The sequence below is a fragment of the Psychrobacter sp. AOP31-B2-9 genome, from assembly GCF_052378005.1.
GTDB lineage: Bacteria > Pseudomonadota > Gammaproteobacteria > Pseudomonadales > Moraxellaceae > Psychrobacter.
The window spans coordinates 14,691-37,105 of record NZ_JBQSXG010000002.1; the positions used below are offsets into that span (position 1 = coordinate 14,691).

Here is a 22,415-nt window from a genome sequence, read left to right on the forward strand (position 1 = left end):
TTATCTTAGGTTTTATTTACTTGGTAAGCCTGAATTTTGGTAAAATGTGCAATATATTGTTATGACTTTGAGATGCTTGTGTCCTTGTTTATTTGTCCGCTTTGCCAGTCACCTTTAACACCTGCTCCTGATACGTGGCGCTGTGATGGTAGCCTAAATCCAAAGCAAACCAATCATCCGTTTGATGTGGCACGTCAGGGTTATGTCAATCTGCTACCAGTCCAACAAAAAAAATCCAAAGCACCGGGAGATAGCCAAGCATCTATTGAAGCGCGCAAGCGGTTTTTAGATGCAGGACATTATCAGCCGTTAAATGACTTGATTTGCCAAAAAATGCTAGCGTTGTTATCGCCAATTGAGCAGGTAAATTGGTTGGATATTGGTTGCGGTGAAGGGTATTACACCCAGTCGATGGCACAACTGGGTTCGGATGTTATGAATACGCTCATCGCAGCAGACATCAGCAAACCTGCCGTGGTGGAGGTTGCTAGGAGCAGTAAAGCTAAAAGCACACTATGGTATCAACAGGATCAAGAGTCAGCTACTCAGTCGACAGCGATTTACCCATTGGTAACCAGTGCTGCGCACTTACCGTTACGCGCGGGTAGTGTGACCGGTATCAGTAGTATTTTTAGTCCCATTTTGCCAGAGGCTTTTGCTGAAGTGTTGGCTGATGATGGCTATTTAATCATTGCCAAGCCTGATGTAGGACATCTGGCGACGATGCGTGATGCCTTATTTGATGATGTTCGTGAGCATGATTCTGATAAATTCTTAATGGAGTTAGCACCGTACTTCACATTGATGGATACTTATCGTATCAATACAGAACTGACGCTATCAGCAGGTGGTTTGGCTGATGTAATGACCATGACACCTTATGCATATCGTGCGCGTAGCGAGAAAAGACAAGCGCTTCTGACAGCAGTGGAAAAAAACGCATTTCATACTGAAGCAAAATTTGTGGTTTATGTTTTGCAAAAGACAGCGAAAAAGTAGCGATGATAAGTCATGGTAGTTTATAGACAGCTAGTATCAATACTCTCCCAATAGCCAACCACTCACAAAGGCAAAATACTCGCGGAACCATGCATTATAGCGAATAGATAAGGGCGTAGGGCTAGCGACGGTGATAGGTTGCTGATAACCTTGATGCTTAGCAATACTCGCTGCGCGAATGGTATGAAAATCACTGGTGACGATCGCGATAGGGTTAGTTATAGAGAGCCCTTTTTCCTCTAGTATTGCTTGGCTATTGGCTAAGTTTTCCTCTGTACTGGTACTTTTACCTTCTTGTGATATGCGTTCAAATTCTATGCCATGGGTCTCATATAAATATGTTGCCATGATATCCGCCTCGCTACGTGTACGCTGAAAACCAACGCCACCGCTGGTGATAACCACTGCATTGGGTTGTGACTTTATTAGTGGTACAGCCGTATCCAATCTTTTGGCGAGGGTTGGTGTGGGTTTGCCTGCGACTGTTCCTGAACCCAATACGATAATGGCTGCAACGCTAGGTGCAGGCTGCTGACTGAGTTTAATCTGCTGTTGTAAGGAGTAGATAAATATTACAAAGCTGATGAGCCAAAGTACGAATATGCCCCACAGTGCATACCATAAACGATTTAACCAAGGGTTTCGGCTAAAAAACCTGCGAATGGCCTGCCAAAATAGTCCATGAGCGACAAATACACTACCCACTAGAAAAGGCACTACCGAGCCAAAGTTAATTTTACCGACAGCCATTAACGCCACGCAATCAATAATAATCACGAGACCAATAATGGTCAAAATGGTACGAGTGGTGATGAGTAGTGTTTTGGACATAGATAAAATACGCTTGTATGTAGATGATCAATATATTGGATAATAGTTTTAAAAGTGCCAAATCTAAGATTATCATAGCCGTACATTATTATAGATGGATAGATTATGAATTTTGTCTATTACAGCTAAATTTTTTAGAACGTCATCAATTAGCGCAAAATCAATTAGCACAAAAAAAGAGCTCACCAGATTGGGAGCTCTTTTTTTGAAAGATATTTATAAACTACTAGGGCGTGTTGAACGTTCAATACGCCCTATTTAAGTAATCTCTAGCGATGCATACCACGAACAGGATAGTTGTTTTCTGGGTTTCTAATAAATGCTAAGCCACCAGCGAGGACTTCTAGGTCTGGACGGGCAAATGGGGCATTTGAGATGTCGAGAATCTGAATATTCCCTTCTGCATTGATAACAAATAGACCTGGTTCAGCGAATGGATGGTCGGTTTCTTTTGCTGAGCGTGGGTCAGAGATGTATAGACCTAGCGTGTGCATCTGTTCAATGGTCAGACCGTACGCGATAGGGAAGTTAATATCTAGCTCTTCTAGGTGTGACTCTAGTTGCTCTTTGCTATCGCCTGAAACAGCGATGATATCAACGCCTACTTTAGCAAATGATTCTTTTATGGATTCAAGCTGAGTGAGGTATTGCGTACATTTTGGGCAATGCTTACCACGATAAACGACAACCAGTTTCCAATCGTGCCCGTTTTCGGGAGTTCCTAATGGTTTGACGTCACCGTTTAGCATGGTTACGTCTATGTCTGGGAATTTTACACCGGCATGGAGTTTTTGAGTATAGTCTGTTGACATCGTTTTTATCCTTATCATTTTTGTTTAAAAAATTTACACATTGAATTTGATTGATCGTTCAAAATGATGAGTATTGATACTACAAATAAATGCTCAATAATGAAGTTGGCTTTTTGTTAGTGAGTGCAAGGTTTTATGACATGCGTTGTTTTTTATCTTTGGTTCATTCCCAAAATTAGGCTGCGCCCTAGACACAGTGACTCACAAAGTCGCGCGCCTTATTTCACAGGCCGTTATCGTCATAAATACACAAATCGCTATTGTGCTTAATACTTTCCGGAAGATTTTTAATATTATTGCCTTTAATATATAGAGTTTTTAACTGGTCTAGATACCCGATACTCTCAGGCAATACGCTCAAATCGTTATCAGAAAGATCCAGTATTTCTAAACGATTAAGCTCTCCAATGCTCGTAGGTAATTCGCTGAGCTTATTGTCGCTAAGCACCAGTTTAGTCAAGTTGCCAAGTTGCCCGATACTTTCAGGTAGCTCATTGAGGTTATTATTATCAAGATTCAGTATCTCTAAACGATGCAGTTGTCCAATACTAGTAGGTAATTCATTAAGGTTATTATCACTGAGAGTCAGCTGAGTTAGGTTATTAAGCTCCCCCAAGCTTTCGGGTAATGTACTGATTTTATTGCCACTAAGCGTCAGTGTCGCTAAGTTTCCAATCTGCCCAATATTCTTAGGTAATGCGTTTAAATTGTTATCAGCAAGAAATAAACAAGTTAAGTTATTAAGCTGCCCAATGCTGTCGGGTAAAGAGGTGAGATTGTTGTCAAAAAGAGAAAGATAAGTCAAGTCCCGAAGTTGTCCGATGCTTTCAGGTAGTTCATTAAGGGTGTTACTACCAAGCGTCAACTGCGTTAAACTTTTGAGTTGCCCAATGCTTTTCGGTAGCACGGTAATATTGTTGCCAGTGAGGCCAAGTGTTTTTAGGTTTTTCAGTTGCCCAATATCAACTGGTAACGCTTCAATACAATTACCATTGAGGCCAAGTTGAAGTAAGTTTTGCAGTTGTACAATGCTCTCAGGTAACGCGTTGAGGTTGTTATAATTTAGATCAAGCCGGTCTAAATTCTTGAGCTGTCCGATACTCTCTGGTAACTTAGTCACGTTTTGAGCTTCTAGAACGATGCTTTTTAATGCTAGCAAAGTTTTTTTATCTTGAGGTATCACGTCATCAGGAATGTCGCAACTATCCGCCCACAACCAAATTTTTCGCATCCAAACATCATCGAGTACTAACTCGCTAGCTTTACGCTCAGTTAGGATTAAGTTGAGCTTATCATAGTGATTACTGGACTCTGCAGGACTTTGAAATTCACTTAAATTTTTCTCAGTATCATTATGAGGCATAAATTTCCTAAACTTTCAAAGAGTGCATTGAGATATTGTTTCAATTAAATCATATTACTTAACCACTATACAGTCTCATGATTTACTTATGCCATTAGATATCCTGAATAAGTATATAAGCATGTTTTTTACTATATAGATGAGTCACGTTGGGCTGAGTTGGGAAAACAGCAGACATAAAAAAAACGCTAGAAGCGTTATTAATAAAGATTTACAAGGATTAGGGTGGGGTAGGACAAGATAGGAAAACTAGGCAGCTGTTATGAAGAGCTAAGATTGGCGGTGAAGGAGGAAGTCAAACTTTATATACAAGTAATTGATTTGATTGTAATTATTTTAGTATAGATACATATTAGACCATCAAATAGACCAACAGCGCTACAGTATTGAAGGCAAGGCAAATAATGGGATTTTTCTCATGATTAATTGTATCAAGATATTTCCAATTAATTATTTAATTTCAAACATATATTATCACCAAAAAACCATTTCTAGTAGATTTTTTTCTATCTCATTGCTTAATACTATTCACTACCGTCTTAAACAACCCAGTAGACCTTATAACAAAAAAAGCCGTGTAATTCTTGCTGTGCATGCAAACAATGATATTTACTTCATATACATATGAAGCGATAGAACTACCGTTATCGACTTAATCTTTCTTCAAATATAGCCTTCCAAGATATAAGCAATATGCTCTGTTACCTAGCTCAATAACTAAATAAAAAATGTAGAAATATTAAATTTGCCAATTGGATTATAAAAATATTATATCAATACTATTTACACCATTAAGTTTCTATGAGACACTACTTGCATCAAATAATGATCGCAAGGAAATTCTGATGAAAGTTTCAACGCATTTAGTATCGAGGATGGGTCAACGGGCTATAGGTAAAGCCGAACTAGATATTGTTATGGCTTTCGGAGAAGTAGACGGGGATAAGGTCATTGTGAACAAACAACGCGCAAAAGAACTACTCGTAGAATTGGAGTTTCTTCTAGCGTGTAAAAGGGAGAGAGTAAGATGAAACTAAGCTGTTATGAGAAAATAAGTTCTGGTGCAGATCTTGATGTCAAAGAGATTCAAACGGCTATTAAGACGCTAAAGAATATTTTGAAAAAAGGTGGGGTAGTCGTTGTTTCTGAAAGCGGTACATTGATTACTACCTATAACTTAGACAGCTATGATCGAAGACTTGCTTTTAAATAGCATGTCTTTCAATACTAAAAATTAAAGGTAATTTCATCTTATGCAAAAATATAAAACTAAAGAGCTGGTCATAAGCTTATATGATCTAATGCATCAGTATGGTATTAGAAAACACAATGAGGTCGCATTAAAGCTAATAACAATCTTAGTGTTATCAAAAGAAGACAAGCTTCCGAAGGGTTTAAAGCTAAGTCAAAGTTTAGCAGAGTATAAAGGCGAGTGGCTAGCGCTTGTGGAGGCTCTTAACGCAAGTGAGGATAGCCAAATACAGCGGGCTTTCTCATACGATAATGCTCTAGAGGATCTGCCATTACCATTTCTTCATAGCGCAATAAATACGTTGTTGAAGTATGAAGACATCACTCTAGAGAGCCCAGCAGTTGATTCAATCAGAACGATTATTTCAAACTTCACTTTATCGACTAGTGAAGGTTTTACAGACTTTAGCGTATATATGCTAGTAAATGCATTATTAGGTGATACAAGTGGTAAGACAACCTATCTAATGTCACCTGCTTCACTTCCTCTAGTTACTATAGTTAGCGAGGAGTCTGAAGGTGTTTATTATGAGACAATCAATCAGTCAGGAATGATAGCAGATGCTTTATCGTTGATGAGCGAAAATAGGTTTGAGATATCATATTCTAATGCATTGGATAAACCTAGTTATACAAAGTCCAAGAACGAATTAAAGACTTTCGATTATGGTGTTAGCTTCTCACCGATGGGCGCAACAGTACCAAAGCATATTTCTGATAATATCGATAGCTATGATCGATTTATCATACCGACTAAGAAGGTTGAATCAGCTAATATTTTGCATTTGCTTAAACAATGTCGTGAAACCGTTGTTGTCTCAGTGACTGAAGGATTCTTGTATTCCACTATGGAAAAAGACTTAAGAGAGCATTTAGTTACTAACGGTATGCTTAAAGCAGTTATATCCCTACCGTCAGGGATCTGGACAGGAACTGCTGTAAAAACATCATTGTTACTCATTGAGCCGAACGGTCATAACCAATCGGTAAGATTTGTAGACGTAACTGGTGAAGAGTTTATTAGAAAGACAACCAAGCGATTACTAAGCTTGAGAAATATAGATATCGCTTTGAAGAACCTAGCATCTGATGAGCAATTAGCTTGCGCAACCACAGTGTCAGCCTTGACTCTCAAAGAGCAAGAATATCGTCTAGATGCTGGGCGTTACCTGTTAGATCCAGAGGAAAAGACGGTCAATAAAATTCTTGAAGAAGCAAAGACAGTCACTCTTGATAGTATTGTCCGTTTTGAGCGTGGCTTATCTGTTAAGCCAGAGGAAGGTGACTATACTGTCTTAGAAGTGGGCGCTAGTGAACTAAACGACATTGGTGATATCTCTACACCAACCAAAGAGGCTTACATATCAGAGTCAGAGCGCACGAAGAGCCAATCAGGTTTTTTACAGCCAAATGATATCATTTTCATTCTAAAAGGTTCTGCTGGTAAGCTTGGTATTGTTCCCGAAGATGTACCAACGACAGATGATGGATGTTGGATGGTGAATCGATCAGCGATAGTGATAAGGCCAATCTCTGATAAAGTGAATCCAAAGGTTTTATATGCTTATCTAAAATCGCATATTGGGCAAACTCAAATTGCTAGCCTAGTTAAAGGGGCTACTATACCCAATATATCATTAAAAGAGCTCAAGCAGATACCTGTTATAGTACCGTCTGATGATGAGCAAGAACAGGCAATTGAGTGTGTAGATAAGAGCCGAGAGACTCAGCAAACCATCCAAAAGCTACTATTAGAACAGCAAGCACGACAAGATCAGCTTTGGAAACTCTAAAATTCAAATCATACTGTCCAAGCTAGTACGATAGAAGGTATGCTGATGTGGTTTTAACTTTCATGATCAGCTTACCTTTTATAGTGCAACATACAAGCAGTAATCATTCAAATATAGATTAGGAAAACAACCGTTCATGGATATTTCAATCAAACAGCTCGAAAGCGACCTATGGAGCGCAGCTGATAATTTGCGTGCGAATTCAACGCTTACTGCCGCTGAATATAAAGACCCTATATTAGGCTTGGTGTTTTTAAGGTTTGTACAGAACCGATATGAAGAAGCTAAGGGTAGTATCGAAGAGTCGTTACCTATTAACCCTCGTACTGGAAAAAAGCGCGAAGTAACCAAAGATGACTTTGTCGCCAAAGGATCTATTCTACTGCCTGAAAAAGCAAAGTATGACTACCTTGCAGCGTTACCTGAAAGTGAGAATATCGCTGAAGCCATCAACAACGCGATGAAGATCATCGAAGTAGAATACCCTTCTTTAGTAGGAATACTACCGAAAAACTATCAAGCATTTGATAGCAAGTTATTGCGTGACCTTGTGCGTGTGTTTAATAAAGACGCAGTAAGAAAAGCCAAAGGCGATGTATTCGGCCGCATTTATGAGTTTTTCTTGATGAAGTTCTCCATGCAAGGCGCGGGCGCACAAGAAGGTGGTGAGTTCTTCACACCGCCATCACTGGTTAATCTAATCGTTAACTTTATACAGCCAGATCATGGTGTCGTTCATGATCCAGCTTGTGGCTCTGGTGGTATGTTCGTACAAACGGCTCATTTCATTCGAGATCATAATCCAGACAAAAGCGTCAATAAAGCCATCACTGTATATGGTACAGAGCTCAAAAATAATAATACTAAGCTTGCTAAGATGAACCTTGCTGTTCATGGTATTGAAGGCGCTATTATTGAGAGTAATAGCTTTTATACCAATCCGCATAACCTCACTGGTAAATGTGACTTTGTGATGGCAAACCCACCATTTAACGTAAGTGGTATCGATGGGAAAAATAAGTTTCTCACAGAAGACGCTCGCTTGCCGTTTGGCGCACCTTTGACCAGAGGCGGTACGATAGGTAATGGTAACTACTTATGGATTCAATACTTCCACAGTTATCTAAATGAGTCAGGTCGGGCAGGCTTTGTCATGGCATCGTCAGCGACTGATGCAGGTCATGCAGAAAAGCTAATACGTCAGCAGCTGATTGAGACGGGCGATGTCGAGTGTATTGTCTCTATTGCCAATAACTTTTTTTATACCCGATCACTACCGTGTCACGTTTGGTTCTTTAATAAAGACAAGAAAGCGGAAAACAAAGACAAAATCTTGATGATCGATGCGCGTAACACTTATCGTAAAGTCAGTAGTACGATTCAAGACTTTAGTGAGGATCAGTTAGAAGGCTTAACTGCGCTAATGAACGCCTTTCGTGGTGATGATCTTGGCATTAGTAAAGACAATGAGTGGTTTGCTGAGCACTTCCCTGATGGCACGTATGCTGATGTCGAAGGGCTATGTAAAGTAGTGGATCTTGATGATTTAAAAGAGCAAGACTATAGCCTAACGCCAGGGCGCTATGTGGGCGTAAATATCGATATTGATATGGATTTTGATTACAAAGGGCGTATGACTGAGATTCGCTCAGAGCTTAGCAGTCTAAATGAAGAAGCAGCTGAGCTTATGAAAAAGATTCAAGGGGTTGAGCTGTGAAAGATGTTTGGGAAAAAGAAACAATAAACGATGTGGCATTAGTGGGTGATGGCGCTCATGCATCAATAAAAAGAGTCGATAAAGGAGTGTTATATTTAACTTCTAAAAATTTTGATTTGAATGGGTTAAAGTTATCAAAAGTTGATTATATATCTAAAGAGGATTATTTAAAGTATTTCAAAGAAGATTCTAAAGCGCTTACAAAACCTAGAAAAGGAGACATACTCTTAAGTATTATCGGTTCAATGGGAGCAGCCCACCTCGTCAATAATGACGATGATTTTGGATTATCTAGTAGTGTCTCAATATTGAGACCAAATACAAATATTATTCCAGCATTCTTACTTTATTGGATAAAAGGACAGTATTTTCAAGAGTCAATTAAAGGGATAAAAAGTGGTGTAGCCCAAAGCTTTCTTAGTTTGGCTATGATAAGAAGCTTGCCTTGTATCATTCCACCACTGCCAACCCAACAAAAAATTGCTAGCATCTTATCAGCCTACGATGACTTAATCGAAAATAATATAAGACGTATCGAGCTATTAGAGGAGCAAGCACAGCTTATTTACGAAGAATGGTTTGTGCGTATGAAGTTTCCCGATCATGAAAACACACAAGTTGACGCAGAGACAGGTTTGCCTGAGGAATGGGAAGATACGAAAATTGGCGAAGTTTTTAAAACATCATCAGGTGGAACACCAAGCAAAACAAAAGAAGTGGAGTATTATGAAAATGGAGATATTCCTTGGGTTCGAACGGGCGAATTAAAGCAGTTCATTTTAATTGAGTCAGAGCGTTATATAACAGAAGTAGGGTTAAAAGAGTCTTCAGCAAAAATGTTTCCTAAAAATACAGTTTTACTAGCGATGTACGGTAACACTATCGGAGAAACGACTTTTGCCGCTAAGTCAGTTTCAACAAACCAAGCTTGCTGTGCATTTCTTGTCGAAGATGACAAAGAGTATTTGTCTTACTTTATTCACCAATATCTACTTTACAATAAAAAATATATTCTGAACTTTAGAATGGGTGCTGCTCAAGAAAATATTAGCCAAAGCATTATTAAAAATATAGAAATTAGAATCCCTTCTACTGACATTTTATTGAAGTTTGAAGAGCTGATTAAGCCTTTATATCTATTGATTGAAAACTTAGCTAAGCAAAACAAGTATTTGAAAGAAGCTAGAGATCTCCTCTTACCACGTCTGATGATGGGTATCATTGAAGTATAAAAATAAAACAGCTATAACTTATAGGGACGGTCATGAGCTACGAGTATTCAGAAGATGGCATGGTTGAAGAAGCGGCCGAAGAAGCGTTAACCGAGCTTGGCTGGAAGGTAGTCACCGCTTGGAAAAACGAAGATTTTGGTAAGGATAGCCTACTAGGGAGAGAAGACAGGTCAGAGGTCGTTCTCACTCGTGAGTTACGCCATGCTTTGGTCACCTTAAACCCTGACTTGCCAGACACTGCTTATGAGCAAGCAATTGAAGTCATCATTCAAAAAACGGCTGATAAAACGCTAGGCAGGATCAATCAAGAAAAGTATAAGCTGCTAAAAGATGGCGTCCCTGTTAAGTTCAATAATAGCGATAATGAGCTTGAAGAGCGTCATCTAAAAGTCTTTGATTATAATGACTATACCAATAATAGCTTTTTGGCAGTCAGGCAATTAGAGGTCGTAAGTGACCTTTATAACCGTCGACCTGATATGGTAGGTTTCGTCAATGGTATTCCATTGGTATTCTTTGAGCTAAAAGCTCATCACAAAGACTTACGTCACGCTTATGATGATAACTTTACTGATTATAAAGATACCATCCCTGCCATCTTCCATTGCAATGGTTTTGTCATACTCAGTAATGGCATAGATACCAAAGTCGGTACGATAACCAGTCCTTATAAGTACTTTCTTGATTGGAAGCGTATCGAAGAAAACGAAGAAGGTATCGTTAGTTTAGATACCATGATTCGTGGTACATGCGATCCCAAGCGCTTGATGGATATTTTTGAGAATTTTTTGTTGTTCGATACCTCATATGGTGAGGTTGTCAAGATAATGGCAAAAAACCATCAATATATCGGTGTTAATAAAGTCATTGATCAAGTGGATGACATTGAAGACTTACAAGGTAAGCTTGGCGTGTTTTGGCACACCCAAGGTAGCGGTAAGTCCTATTCGATGGTTTTTCTATGCGAAAAAATCCATCGCACGATGGGTGGCTCTTATACCTTCCTGTTAGTAGTCGATAGAAGTGAGCTGGAAAGTCAGCTTTATGACACGTTTTCTGGCGTTGGCGTAGTAAACGAAAAGCATCTAATTGCAGGTAACAAATCTGGTATGACGGGGCGTGAGCACTTACGTGAGCTGTTATCAGAAAACCATCGCTATATATTTACCTTGATTCATAAGTTTTCTATAGACCCAAATAAAGAGAGCGAATATCCATTAATCACCAATCGAAAAAATGTCATCGTTATCTCAGATGAAGCTCACCGTACACAAGGCGGTATCTACGCGCGTAACATGCGTTTTTATGGTTTACCCAATGCCTCATACCTAGGCTTTACTGGCACGCCGATTATCAAAGATGAGGAAGAGCTGACCAAAAATATATTTGGTGACTACGTGTCCGTTTATGACTTTAAACGTGCGGTTGAAGATGGGGCGACGTTACCGCTACATTATCTAAATAAGGGCGAGCTACTCGAGATCGATAATCCAGAGCTCGATGAAAAGATGGCTGAAGCTTTAGAGGATGAAAATCTCACCGAAGAGCAAAGACAAAAACTCATCTATAAGTTCAGTAAAAATTATCCCATATTAACTGCACAGTCTCGACTAGAGACCATTGCTAAAGATTTGGTATGGCACTTTAATGAGCGTGGCTATCAAGGTAAAGGCATGCTAGTTGCTCTTGATAAGCCGACTGCGGTGCGTATGTATGATCTGATCAAAAGCTATTGGACTGAATATCTGGTCGAGCTGCAAAAGCGTATCGACGACGCTGAGGATCTGCAAGAAGCTCAAGAGCTGCGCCGCAAATACAAAAGAGTTGCTGAAACTGAGGTTTGTGTTGTAGTCAGTAGTGAGCAAAATGAAGTTGATAAGTTTAAAAAACTGGGACTAGACATCGCGACTCATCGTAAAAAAATGGTAGAGCGTGACCTAGAAAAAGAATTTAAAGATCCTGATAATCCGTTTCGTTTAGCGATTGTTTGTGCCATGTGGATCACAGGATTTGATGCTCAGTCTGTCTCTACCGTATACCTAGACAAGCCAATCAAAGGTCATACTTTGATGCAGACCATAGCACGGGCAAACCGTGTCTATGATGATGAAAAAGAAAATGGCTTAATTGTTGATTATGGTAATGTCTACGAGCAGCTAGAAAAAGCATATTCTGTATATGGTGAAGGTGGGAGTACTGGTGGCGGAGGCAAGGGAGAGGGCACTGGTAGCCCAATAGCAGATCTATCTGAACTAGAAGAAGAGCTCAGAGCTGCTATTGAAGAGACAACAAAGCATCTTTACTCACTAGGCTTTGATCTTGAATCTCTCAAGAATGCTAATCCAATGATGAGAATAAGCAAAATACAAGAAGCTGAAAACTGCGTGTGTTTAAACGAGAACACTCGCGCTACCTTTGAAGTTATGGCGAGAAATGTCTTTAGAAAATATAAAGCTCTTTTTCCTGAACCGCAAGCCAAGGCTCATACCAAAGACCATAACGCAATTGATGCTATTTATAAGCGCCTCAATAAAAGCGTCAAGTCTGCTGATATCACTGAAGTCATGCAAAAGCTACAAGCTTTGGTGAGTGATAGTATCAGTGTCAAACAAAGTGATCATGTAGACGGTGTCTATATTGACCTAAGTAATTTAGATTTTGATAAATTAAAAGACGCATTTGCTAAGTCTGACCAAAAAAATACGATCACCTACACCCTGCAACAAGTTATTGAGAATAAGCTGAAGCAAATGCTGAAGGAAAATCCTTCAAGAGTTGAGTTCTATGAGCGTTATAAAGAAATAATAGACGCTTACAATGCAGGTAAATCTTTAGAGAATACGGTGAAGGTTTTTGATGACCTGAACGATTTTGTTAAAGACTTATCTGCTGAAGAACAGAGAGCTATAAAAGAAAACTTAGGTGATCAGGAAGTATTGGCGATTTTTGATCTACTGACTGAAGGTAAGGAACTGAGCAAAAAAGACGTCAAAGAAGTGAAGAAAGTGGCTAAGAAAACACTAGACGTATTAAAGGCTGAAAAGTTAAATATTGAGCGCTGGCGAGAAAGTCGTGAGGTTATTGCTCAGATTAAGATAGTCATTCATGACAATCTGCTATGGCTACCTCAAGAGTCATATAGTGATGAAGATGTGGATACCAAGGCTGTAGACGTTTATCAGCATATCTTTGCTAGCTATAGAGGCGGTAACGATAGTGTTTATGAGATGAGGGCTTAGATCGAAGTTAGGTTCTATCTCACTATAAATAATGTGACTATGAAAGTTATTTTAACCTCAGTCTGCCTTATGGTTTAAGCAGGCTATGAACTGTAATTGTTTTTAATCTGTACATATTGGCTAATCGGAGTGTAAATGAGTCAACCTAAGGCTGTAGTCCAAGCAAGTATAATCCATCAAATTATAAAAGAGGCTCATCAGAATTCTGTAACGCCTCCATTGATTCGGAGAAATCTTCATGCTGACAGCGTACAAGTGTGCAAATTAATTGAATTTCTTGATAAGCAATTAGAAAAAAATGGGTTAGCCCATTCGCATATTGATGCTTTCGATAGCCCTGACACCTTAGGAGAGGTGCTATCTGACTACCTATGTATAATAGATCTGAAGCTTTTGCATTTTACGAAACCTACTAATGTAGCTTTTTATAATATATTTGCTCGGGAGCTATTAGCATCTGTGCCATCTGAACCTGATGAAGACAGATCAGTATTAAGGCAGGAATCGTTAGCACAAACAAGATATAGACGCATCACTAACCATCTTACTAAAGCCTTGCATTATAATGTATATAAAGAACCTATGACTACTGGTGATCATCTACCAATGATCTTTTATACACTAGATGGTATTGAGTATCTTGATATTGCTCTATTAAGTCTGACAGACGCAATTACTATAAACGAAGAGACAGGAGAAATCATAGATACCAATCATATTGACGCCTCTAATCTGAAAATTGCATGTCGGATCAATATCACAAAGTTTAAAGATCACAAATACAAAAATTTAGAAAGCACCTATCAAGCTGAGAACTATATACAATGGATTCAAAAAGGAACTAGCAGTAAAATTCCTGAATATATTCAAGATTTCTTACCGATAAGGGTTAGACTTGATGATACCGTAGCAACGACTAAACTAATGAAAAGTTTGATTAATTATCTTGATGAAAGCCCATTTGATGAGAAGTCGAAAAAAGAGCTTCAAAGTGAGGTGCTTACATTACTTGGCCATAAAGCCAAAAACAAAGAAAGTGTCAATATTGTTGATGAAATAGACCCAATCCTAGCTACTAAAAGTACATTATCTAACCTGACTATAGCCGTTGAAGATAGCTTTAAAACCTTTAGAGAAAATAACGGTTATGCAGCAACTGATGAAAATAATAGTAATATTTTCGCTCCTGCAACAAAACCACTTCAAAATTATGAAATGTTTTCTCTCGATTTTGGCGAAATTAGTGACGATGGAATTCTCAAAATTAGTGGTAGTCGTAGTTTACTTGGTGAAGAAGTTAAGCTAAAAGAAGGTGATAATGATGAAGCGGTTATCGAAATAAAAGTTAACTCAGAGAACCTACCAGCAGTTAGAAAGCTATTTAAATAGAGGTTCAAATGAACCAGCTACGTGAGCAAGTCTTAACTTTAGTGAAACGAAGTCAGAATGTTAAATTCTCTGGCAAGCGTGTCACTGGTTGTTTTATTTTCGAAAAACAGGAAGATATCACGCTCATTCAAGCATTTGAAGCTGGACACTTTGTCGATATTGCAAAGTTTACTACTAAAGATGATTGTTATGAGATAGATGAAAATATAAGTTATAGTTTAACTATCGTCGATACTGCCGATCAGTATGCTTCATATGAAAGCTATATCGAACATGCCCTTGAAGACGAGAGTTATGACGCTATTTCTGATGAGATAATTGTCTATGAGGATAAGTATGACTTTAGAGATAATAGCGATAATACTTTACTACCTACCTTAGAGTTAATTTTTAAATTTATTAACTGTTTGAAAGAGCAGTATTATTGTAAAGGCAAGCAAATTGTTGTTTTTGCTCAGACTCACTGTGAAATTCCAGTAATGCCTAGAGAAACTAAACGTTACTTAGATATTGCTAGACTTTATCTAAGCTCAGCAAATACTTCTAAACCTAGTAGTTCAGAATCTGGCAATCTGTGTACTATAATTGAAAAATTTACTAGCTGGTTGAACGCAGATATCAATAACGTTGATGATGAGGTCAAAAAGTCACTTCTAGTTCACGAAACTGAAAGAAATACTATTGTTGCAAGTATAGTTATTGATAGTCTAGTCAGTGTAGATAAAGAAAATAGGATTTTTTCGCTACTCCAAAACTTAGAAAGTACGTATCAGTCTGTACTTTCTAAATACGCTCTCTACCTAGATAACTTTAAATTTTCGAAATTTAATGACAAAATAACCGAGCATTCTGAGAAATTTCTTGAAAAAGCTAACGATATAATCACAAACTTACAGACTCAGATTCTAGCTATACCTGTAACCATTGCATTGATTTCAATGGCAAAATTTAGTGCAAAAATCAATAGTCTTGTAATTGGTTCAATCTTCGTATATTCCTTCATGGTGTTGTACGCGACGTTTCAACAGGGCTACAATCTATGGCATTTGAGACGTCAAATTAATAGATTTGTAGCAGATAATAAGATACCTGATGCACTGCTTAATAAATGGGAGTCCGAGATTACCCCTGTTAAAGTCAAAATAATCACACATGCTGGATATTTGCTCTTAGTATGTGCTCTCATTATTTTTGTGATTGTGAACTGCTTGGATTATTTTTATAACTGGGAGATGGTCACACCATTAGAGCAGTTACTATTAAGCACTAATCCTCCATCAAAATAAAATAATCAATAGTATTTAATTTGCTAAAAAATCAAATATATCAATATAGACCCTTAGCGCTTAATGGTATATTGATTGCCACTTTTATTAATTGATTATATTTTCCACTATGCCCAACCACTACCAAAGCCTTGCCCTAAGCCTAACTCAGCAGCCAACCGAACAAGAATGGCTTGAGTTTAAGCATAACTTTCATAGCTCTGATGAGATCGGCAAGCGTATCTCTGCGCTTGCTAATGGCGCGTGCTTGGCTGGTAAGAAATTTGGTTATTTAGTGTTTGGCGTAGAGGACGGCACGCACGATATTGTCGGCACAAGCTTTAGCCCAAGAACAAAAAAAGCCAAAGGTAACGAAGACTTAGAGCATTGGCTGGTAAGCCGTCTAAGCCCTAAGATTCACTTTACCATTCATGAATTACAGATTGATGATAAAGCGGTGGTACTGTTTGAGATTCCAGCAGCTATCGATACGCCTGTCAGCTTTTTGCATGAGCCTTATATTCGTATTGGTAGCGTCACAAAGCTGCTCAAGCATTATCCCGATCAAAGCCGTAAGCTCTGGCAAAATCAAGCCGATGATTGGAGCGCTGAGATTTGTCATGAAGCAACGCTTGAAGACCTTGACCCTAAGGCCATTGCGGTTGCTAGACAAGTTTTTGCGGATAAAAACAAGCGGTTGGCTGAAGATGTTAAAGAATGGGACGACATCACTTTTTTAAATAAAGCCAAAATTACCATTCACGGTCAGATTACTAACACAGCGATTATCTTATTAGGACGTTATGAAGCCACGAGTTTTTTGAGTCCAGCGCAAGCGCATATCACTTGGATTTTAAAGGGTGTTGATGGCATCGAAAAAGACTATGAGCATTTTGAACCCCCGTTTTTGTTAGTCTTAGATGAGGTGTATAACAAAATTCGTAATCTCAATTATCGCTACATGGCATCAGGTACGCTGTTTCCTGAAGAGGTGCAGCAGTACGATCCCTATATCATTCGTGAAGCGTTAAGTAATGCTATTGGTCATCAAGACTACCGCCTAGGTGGACGTATCATAGTAGTTGAAAAAGAGGACTCAACGCTATTGTTTCAAAATAGCGGTGCGTTTATTCCTAAGACCATTGAAAATGTACTACTGCAAGATGCGCCTGAAGCGAGTTACCGCAATCCATTTTTGGTCAATGCCATGGTCAATCTAAATATGATGGACACCATCGGTAGCGGCATCAAAAAAATGTATCAGATTCAGTCTAAGCGCTTTTTCCCATTGCCAGATTATGACTTAACCCGTGAAAGAGTAGGCGTGAAGTTTACAGGTAAAGTGCTTGATCAAGAGTACGCCAAGCAGTTAGCAACCGTCGATAATCTCACACTGCATGACATTATAGCGCTTGATAAAGTTCAAAAAGGGCAGAGCATCACTGAAGAGGAAGCCGACGCGTTACGTAAAAAATCACTGATAGAAGGACGTAAAAACAGCTATATCATCGCCGCTGATGTTGCCAAGCATACTGAGCAGCAGGCGGAGTATATGCAAATGCGCGGCCTAGATGACATGCATTATCAAAGTTTGATTATAGAATACCTCAAAACATTTGAGCGAGGCAGACTAGCTGACTTTGATAAAATGCTGGCTAATAAGCTACCGCAAGTATTGGACGATAAACAGCGTAAGAACAAGGTGCGCAATCTATTGCAGAAAATGCGCCGTGATGGTTCAGTGACATCCGAAAACCAAACATGGTATCTTAAAGATAGCTAAAGGCAGCTAAACGTAGCTAGATGCGGCTAAACGTAGCTAAACCTAGCTACGTTTAGCTACCTAGAGTACTTTAAAAGTAGCCTAGTAGTTGTCTAAGTCTGTCATTTCTCCAGCTTTTAGCTTCTCTGTAAATATATTCACTCATGACATACCTTGCTATATCGTTTATGTAGAAAGATGCGTTTATTTCTGAATATTTGCTATCTGTAACTATTCCATCGGTCTGCATATCATCTAGCTGTTCGTAGATCGCGTCAGTCTGCAACCAAATAGCATTAACTTCATATTTATTTAGCTCTTTGAGCTGTGCTGCTACAAACGTTAAAATCATATCATCGTAGTAACTCCATGAAAAAGACTCAGTAGTTTGACGCTGATAGCAGACATCATCCCATAGACTTTTGAGATAGCCCATATCTAAAGCGGTATCAAAGCTTTGCATCCATCTGATAGTTTGTCTAGTAATCTTCTCTGAGAGGTTTTTAGATAATGCAGCAGCAATATCTGAGGCTATTTCTTTTCTTAAGTCCATAGTGAAAGTCCGTGTCTAATCGCCTTATACTCATAATTACAGCTATATTTTATATTGCATCCTACTAAACTATTAGGTTAAAAAGAAGACAAAAAAAATAAGCCACCCTACGCGGCTTATTTATTCGTCACTGCTCAATGAAATCGAGCAGCTATCTTATCTTCAATCCACTGAGCGACTTCGCTTTCAACCCATGCTACGCGCCCTTTAGATAGCTTAACCTGAATAGGGAAGGTTGGGTCGTAACGATTCGATCTTTTATCGAGCATATCGTAAATCGTTGTGCTGCTAAGCCCTGTGTAGTGTACGACCTGTTTTAGCGGCAGCATTCGTGGTATCTGTGGCATGCTTAGTGTTGATGTGTTTTGCTGAGTGTTTGCGTTTAAATTTTCCATGATTATCTCCTTGTAAGTGAACGAGAGCATCACCTCTCATATACTTACCGAGTCCCATATTTTTTTATGGCATCCCATGCAGTCCGAGCGTTAGCCTTTGATGCAGGTAATAAAAAAAGGAGCTGATTGATCAGCTCCTTTTTTATGCGGCATATTTGCTTTAGCTCACCGCCGTCACACTCTGACGTAGCCCTTGCGCAATACTGCGTGTGTTTGGCTGTGGCTGACTGGCTGTTTGATTGCTGTCATCTTGTGGATAAAACTCTTCCACCACATCAGACATCTCATCGCCATCAACTTCAAAGCACGAATTGGCATAGCCAAGCGTGGCAGCTTGCTCCAACGCTGCTTGATCAAAGCCGTGCTCGCTAAGATCAGTATCAATCGCCTTAGCTTGCTGTACTGCATCTTTGAGTGTCACCCCATCACGCAAGGTTAAATCCACAAAGTAAATCGGCGTACGATAGCTCTGTGTGGTGCTTTTGCCTCTAAGCGTTAATTGCAGGGGTAAGCAGGACAGCTTATTACCTGACACTGCGGCAAAGTAGCTTAATCGTGCCGCAAGGGTGCGAATACTATTAAAGCCTGTGGTACGAAAGATAAACGTGCCTAATTCATCGTCCTCAGACAGATTGACGTACAGTCTGCCATAAGGCTTACAAGCACCGCCTTGTGCTAGCGGACAGCGATCAGGCGAGGGGCAAGGCAGTTGCTCTATGCCATTGTTGGTGCGACGCTGACAGTGTTCGCCATCTCCCACGCATAACGGGCGACCTGTTTGCCGATCGAATAACGTGTACTGAGCTCGTAAATTAAGATCAGGATCATTGAACAGCATACGAACGGGTATTTGTCTGAGCTTACCTTCACTACGTGCGCGGAGCTTTTCATCAAGCGGATGATTGACCCAGCCGTCTTTATTTTGCACTTGGCTGGTAATGGTGAATTGATCGTCTTTGGCAGGTAGGCGTTTGCCATCCTTTTGGATAACGCGTCCAATGCTGATACGACCGAGTACGGGCGGGGTAATCGTTAGACCTTTAATCATGATGATATTCCTTATTTGTTTAATAATTTGAATAAATCGACATAAAAAAGCCCACCTGTGATAGGTGGGCTTTATGCGTTTGGTTAATGAGATTAGCTGTCTTGGTTTAATTATCGTTTAAGATGACGAAGCGACGACTGCCTTGACGGGTTTTACTAAATTTATCCATCAGCTCAGGATGGGCTTTAGTGACGGCTTTACTGTCTAAGCTCACGCTGTCCTTCGAGCGCTTCCACGAGATTGCGCCTTTGTCAAAGACCGCTACTTCATTATCTTTGATTAAGCTTTGCAGTTGATGTTTGATCTGGTCATGCTGCTTTTGTAGCTCACTCATTGAATCACGGTGATTAAGTAACTTAGTGAATAGCTTATTAGCCCCAGCGTCTTCGCTGAAATCGATTTTACTGGTAGGCTCAGGCTTAGGGTAAAGCTGCTTTAAGGCGCGCGCCGCTGACTCTGAGTGATCGGGCGTTGGTGGTGTGTCGGTTTCGACGTATTGCCAAAACAGACGCTCATGCTCCATGATAGACGCAATCAAACGTTCATCGCGCTTAACCTTGTAGATCTTCGCCTCGTGTCCGCAAAGCAATACACAGATATGTGCGGCTTGTTTGCCTGTAACCGCTAGTTGATGCTGTACTTGGCAAGTCACATATAACGGTACGCCATGTTTCCACAGCTTAGCGCCGTGCTCTCCTGCAGTTTTGCATTCCAGTATCTGTACTTCATCGCTACCAGTGATTGCATAATCCAAGTTCGCTAACATAAAATGCTGCTCAGGATCAGGGTGCTGCAAGATGGCGTTGACGCGCCTGACTTTATTACCCGTGTGCTCTTGGTAGTATTTAGCCACCATAGGCTCTAAGGTGTTGCCCCAATACAACGGTGAATACCCTTCGATGCTCTCATCAAGGTTTGATTCCATACGTCCTGTCTTAATCATCCACAGCTCAAGCATTGATAAATACGGATGAATACCACACGCAGCAGCAGCGTCACTACTACCAATACCTTGCTTGCGCACTTCAAGCCATTTGTCATGGCTGAGATGTTTGGTGCTGATTAAGCGTTTTGCTGTGGTTTTGACTGTTTTATCCTTTTGAGCTGTATCGTTGTCAAGATTGGGTTTAGCTGTCTTTGTGTTTACCTGAGCAGCAGGTGTAGCAGGCTTAACGTCTTTGGCTCTAACCGTTAAGCGCTTACGACGTCTCGTTTGAGCGGTGTTATTTAAAGCGATGGTTTCCATGATAGCTTCCTTATAAATAAGTTAGTGAATGTGATCGGTTGAATAATCGGCATAAAAAAACCACGCCCTAAGACGTGGTTATTGTTGGTGTAATAAAATAACTGAGACCGCTAAGCGATTAAAGCTCGCGCATCCTGTAAGCCTTTCTCCTTCAGCTTAGCCCCAGCACCGAACCATGCTGAGTTAAGTCGATTGTCTGTATTCATTGCTCGGCGTTCATGATCGACGTACTCAGTGATACTACAGAGCAAGCCATAAGCGGTATCTTTGGCCGCATCGAGATCCGCCCCGCGTCCTTGACCATTAAACATCTGCATCACCTTATTCATTGCGCGAGCATTGGGCACAGCGTCTTTTTCTTTCTTAGCGCTGTTAAATAGGATGATGTCATTGTCCTGATCGTTAAACACACGGCTTAGATAGTTAGCCGCTTCTGCTTGAGTCACACGGCGCTCAGACAGTTGCTTCATCTCATAGATGTGCTCATCCCACTGCTTAACCGACACGCCTAATTGCTGCTTGACCTTGTCGGCATCAAAAGAGGTGCTATGCGGTACTTTAACCACACCGCCACTACCATCAGCAAGGCTGACCGCTAAGGTGTTATTACACACCACACGGATATTGGTAAACTGTGCTGTGGTAGCCAGCGTACCATCACAAGCGGTTGCCAGCAGTAGATAGCCGTTACTGACATCTCCGCCCCTAAGACTGGCTGACTGGCCTGTACGTGCCAATGCCCATAGCTTACGCCCACCCTTTAACACACCTGCGGTCTCAAGCTCAAAGTGGGAGTGTTCCGTTAGCTCACGATAAAATTCAAGTATTTCTTCAGGCTGAACCTCTTGGTAGCGCTGACTGACCACTGATAATGGATCAAGCGTGTCGGATCGGTACAAGACCTTTTGATCGGCGAAGGGCAAGATGAGATTGTGCCCTCGATCGTTTTCAGCCATAAAGCTGACATCGGATGATTCAATACGCCAATCCATTCCTGCCTCACGTGCCCAAACCTCTAACGGCTGCTTGGGAGATAGCTCATTCCCTAAGCCGTGCCAAGGGGTTTCGCCAACGTATGCCATGCTTTCTACTAAATGTGCCATGATGATTTTCCTTTTGTATTATGATTAAATTGAGTTCAAGTGAATGAGTGAAAGGTGGTGAAGACATGCGAGCAGTCATCACAGCGATATTGTTTATTGACCAGTATTGGCAGCGCTTGATGAGACTGAGTGATCTCAATAAGCGCTGCTACCGTTGTTCCTGCAACCACACCTATAGCAGGATGTACTTTAAGTGCTTTGCAAAGACTAACACCAAGGCTGACTAATACCGCAGGGGATAACAGCTGATCAATAAGATTGATTTGACTACCATCAGTCATCTCGTAGACCAAAGATGACTCACAGCTAGGACACAGGGTTTTCATATATACTCCTAAATTTTGCGCATAAAAAAGGCCTGCTAAAAAGCAGACCTTGATGAAGGAATAAGGTACACACAAACAGGCTGTACTCAAT

At 40.1% G+C, this 22,415-nt stretch carries 18 protein-coding genes; 9 read left to right on the plus strand and 9 right to left on the minus strand.

Annotated features, from left to right (window positions below):
• Window positions 1-72 precede the first annotated feature (72 nt).
• Window positions 73-999: a putative RNA methyltransferase gene (locus tag ACT3SX_RS00475; RefSeq protein ID WP_192519331.1), complete on the plus strand. Its 927-nt coding sequence runs from the start codon at window positions 73-75 to the stop codon at window positions 997-999.
• A 36-nt stretch (window positions 1,000-1,035) separates the two neighbouring features.
• On the opposite strand, the gene ACT3SX_RS00480 is transcribed toward ACT3SX_RS00475, so the two are convergent.
• From ACT3SX_RS00480 to ACT3SX_RS00490, 3 genes are all read right to left on the minus strand, one after another.
• Window positions 1,036-1,830: a YdcF family protein gene (locus ACT3SX_RS00480; protein WP_192519332.1), complete on the minus strand. Its 795-nt coding sequence runs from the start codon at window positions 1,828-1,830 to the stop codon at window positions 1,036-1,038.
• 269 nt (window positions 1,831-2,099) lie between these two features.
• A complete protein-coding gene (locus ACT3SX_RS00485) occupies window positions 2,100-2,642 on the minus strand; it encodes a peroxiredoxin-like family protein (RefSeq protein ID WP_192519333.1) in 543 nt (180 codons plus the stop codon).
• Window positions 2,643-2,865: 223 nt separating this feature from the next.
• On the minus strand, window positions 2,866-4,005 hold the full coding sequence (locus ACT3SX_RS00490) for a leucine-rich repeat domain-containing protein (protein WP_192519334.1): 1,140 nt from the start codon (window positions 4,003-4,005) through the stop codon (window positions 2,866-2,868).
• Between the two features lie 1,027 nt (window positions 4,006-5,032).
• Between ACT3SX_RS00490 and ACT3SX_RS00495 the strand changes: the two genes are divergently transcribed.
• The 8 genes from ACT3SX_RS00495 to ACT3SX_RS00530 all read left to right on the plus strand — a co-directional run bounded on the left by ACT3SX_RS00495 (window position 5,033) and on the right by ACT3SX_RS00530 (window position 17,674).
• Window positions 5,033-5,218, plus strand: a complete 186-nt coding sequence (locus ACT3SX_RS00495) for a hypothetical protein (RefSeq protein ID WP_192519335.1) — start codon at window positions 5,033-5,035, stop codon at window positions 5,216-5,218.
• Window positions 5,219-5,258: 40 nt separating this feature from the next.
• Window positions 5,259-7,049, plus strand: a complete 1,791-nt coding sequence (locus ACT3SX_RS00500) for an N-6 DNA methylase (RefSeq protein ID WP_442069469.1) — start codon at window positions 5,259-5,261, stop codon at window positions 7,047-7,049.
• Between the two features lie 136 nt (window positions 7,050-7,185).
• The gene (locus ACT3SX_RS00505) at window positions 7,186-8,766 is read left to right on the plus strand and encodes a type I restriction-modification system subunit M (RefSeq protein WP_442069467.1); all 1,581 of its coding nucleotides are present in this window, start codon (window positions 7,186-7,188) and stop codon (window positions 8,764-8,766) included.
• Complete coding sequence (locus tag ACT3SX_RS00510) at window positions 8,763-9,998, plus strand: restriction endonuclease subunit S (protein ID WP_442069465.1); 1,236 nt, start codon at window positions 8,763-8,765, stop codon at window positions 9,996-9,998. Before ACT3SX_RS00505 ends, ACT3SX_RS00510 begins: the two co-directional genes overlap by 4 nt.
• Window positions 9,999-10,030: 32 nt before the next feature.
• A complete protein-coding gene (locus ACT3SX_RS00515) occupies window positions 10,031-13,237 on the plus strand; it encodes a type I restriction endonuclease subunit R (protein ID WP_442069463.1) in 3,207 nt (1,068 codons plus the stop codon).
• Between the two features lie 135 nt (window positions 13,238-13,372).
• Window positions 13,373-14,626 carry a nucleoid-associated protein gene (locus ACT3SX_RS00520; protein WP_442069461.1) on the plus strand — a complete coding sequence of 418 codons (1,254 nt, stop codon included), beginning with the start codon at window positions 13,373-13,375 and terminating at the stop codon, window positions 14,624-14,626.
• A gap of 8 nt (window positions 14,627-14,634) precedes the next feature.
• Complete coding sequence (locus ACT3SX_RS00525; RefSeq protein WP_442064390.1) at window positions 14,635-15,912, plus strand: hypothetical protein; 1,278 nt, start codon at window positions 14,635-14,637, stop codon at window positions 15,910-15,912.
• 109 nt (window positions 15,913-16,021) lie between these two features.
• A complete protein-coding gene (locus ACT3SX_RS00530; RefSeq protein WP_442069459.1) occupies window positions 16,022-17,674 on the plus strand; it encodes an RNA-binding domain-containing protein in 1,653 nt (550 codons plus the stop codon).
• 70 nt (window positions 17,675-17,744) lie between these two features.
• Here ACT3SX_RS00530 and ACT3SX_RS00535 read toward each other — a convergent pair whose 3' ends face one another.
• The 6 genes from ACT3SX_RS00535 to ACT3SX_RS00560 all read right to left on the minus strand — a co-directional run bounded on the left by ACT3SX_RS00535 (window position 17,745) and on the right by ACT3SX_RS00560 (window position 22,324).
• Window positions 17,745-18,206 carry a hypothetical protein gene (locus ACT3SX_RS00535; protein WP_442062795.1) on the minus strand — a complete coding sequence of 154 codons (462 nt, stop codon included), beginning with the start codon at window positions 18,204-18,206 and terminating at the stop codon, window positions 17,745-17,747.
• A 134-nt stretch (window positions 18,207-18,340) separates the two neighbouring features.
• Window positions 18,341-18,601, minus strand: a complete 261-nt coding sequence (locus ACT3SX_RS00540) for a helix-turn-helix transcriptional regulator (protein WP_442062793.1) — start codon at window positions 18,599-18,601, stop codon at window positions 18,341-18,343.
• A 160-nt stretch (window positions 18,602-18,761) separates the two neighbouring features.
• Window positions 18,762-19,649 (minus strand): recombination directionality factor, encoded by an 888-nt coding sequence (locus ACT3SX_RS00545; protein ID WP_442062791.1) that lies wholly within the window; start codon window positions 19,647-19,649, stop codon window positions 18,762-18,764.
• A 106-nt stretch (window positions 19,650-19,755) separates the two neighbouring features.
• On the minus strand, window positions 19,756-20,895 hold the full coding sequence (locus tag ACT3SX_RS00550; protein WP_442062789.1) for a YqaJ viral recombinase family nuclease: 1,140 nt from the start codon (window positions 20,893-20,895) through the stop codon (window positions 19,756-19,758).
• Between the two features lie 110 nt (window positions 20,896-21,005).
• The gene (locus tag ACT3SX_RS00555; protein ID WP_192992339.1) at window positions 21,006-21,998 is read right to left on the minus strand and encodes a DUF932 domain-containing protein; all 993 of its coding nucleotides are present in this window, start codon (window positions 21,996-21,998) and stop codon (window positions 21,006-21,008) included.
• Between the two features lie 35 nt (window positions 21,999-22,033).
• The gene (locus ACT3SX_RS00560; protein ID WP_192518649.1) at window positions 22,034-22,324 is read right to left on the minus strand and encodes a hypothetical protein; all 291 of its coding nucleotides are present in this window, start codon (window positions 22,322-22,324) and stop codon (window positions 22,034-22,036) included.
• Between the last annotated feature and the right edge of the window lie 91 nt (window positions 22,325-22,415).

Excerpts from the sequence above, each read along its gene's own strand:
- ACT3SX_RS00505 (WP_442069467.1), top strand. The coding sequence starts at position 7,186 with ATGGATATTTCAATCAAACAGCTCGAAAGCGACCTATGGAGCGCAGCT.
- ACT3SX_RS00550 (WP_442062789.1), bottom strand. The coding sequence starts at position 20,895 with ATGGAAACCATCGCTTTAAATAACACCGCTCAAACGAGACGTCGTAAG.
- ACT3SX_RS00500 (WP_442069469.1), top strand. The coding sequence starts at position 5,259 with ATGCAAAAATATAAAACTAAAGAGCTGGTCATAAGCTTATATGATCTA.
- ACT3SX_RS00520 (WP_442069461.1), top strand. The coding sequence starts at position 13,373 with ATGAGTCAACCTAAGGCTGTAGTCCAAGCAAGTATAATCCATCAAATT.
- ACT3SX_RS00495 (WP_192519335.1), top strand. The coding sequence starts at position 5,033 with ATGAAACTAAGCTGTTATGAGAAAATAAGTTCTGGTGCAGATCTTGAT.
- ACT3SX_RS00475 (WP_192519331.1), top strand. The coding sequence starts at position 73 with ATGCTTGTGTCCTTGTTTATTTGTCCGCTTTGCCAGTCACCTTTAACA.
- ACT3SX_RS00490 (WP_192519334.1), bottom strand. The coding sequence starts at position 4,005 with ATGCCTCATAATGATACTGAGAAAAATTTAAGTGAATTTCAAAGTCCT.
- ACT3SX_RS00480 (WP_192519332.1), bottom strand. The coding sequence starts at position 1,830 with ATGTCCAAAACACTACTCATCACCACTCGTACCATTTTGACCATTATT.
- ACT3SX_RS00545 (WP_442062791.1), bottom strand. The coding sequence starts at position 19,649 with ATGATTAAAGGTCTAACGATTACCCCGCCCGTACTCGGTCGTATCAGC.
- ACT3SX_RS00530 (WP_442069459.1), top strand. The coding sequence starts at position 16,022 with ATGCCCAACCACTACCAAAGCCTTGCCCTAAGCCTAACTCAGCAGCCA.
- ACT3SX_RS00515 (WP_442069463.1), top strand. The coding sequence starts at position 10,031 with ATGAGCTACGAGTATTCAGAAGATGGCATGGTTGAAGAAGCGGCCGAA.
- ACT3SX_RS00485 (WP_192519333.1), bottom strand. The coding sequence starts at position 2,642 with ATGTCAACAGACTATACTCAAAAACTCCATGCCGGTGTAAAATTCCCA.
- ACT3SX_RS00555 (WP_192992339.1), bottom strand. The coding sequence starts at position 21,998 with ATGGCACATTTAGTAGAAAGCATGGCATACGTTGGCGAAACCCCTTGG.
- ACT3SX_RS00560 (WP_192518649.1), bottom strand. The coding sequence starts at position 22,324 with ATGAAAACCCTGTGTCCTAGCTGTGAGTCATCTTTGGTCTACGAGATG.
- ACT3SX_RS00535 (WP_442062795.1), bottom strand. The coding sequence starts at position 18,206 with ATGGACTTAAGAAAAGAAATAGCCTCAGATATTGCTGCTGCATTATCT.
- ACT3SX_RS00525 (WP_442064390.1), top strand. The coding sequence starts at position 14,635 with ATGAACCAGCTACGTGAGCAAGTCTTAACTTTAGTGAAACGAAGTCAG.
- ACT3SX_RS00540 (WP_442062793.1), bottom strand. The coding sequence starts at position 18,601 with ATGGAAAATTTAAACGCAAACACTCAGCAAAACACATCAACACTAAGC.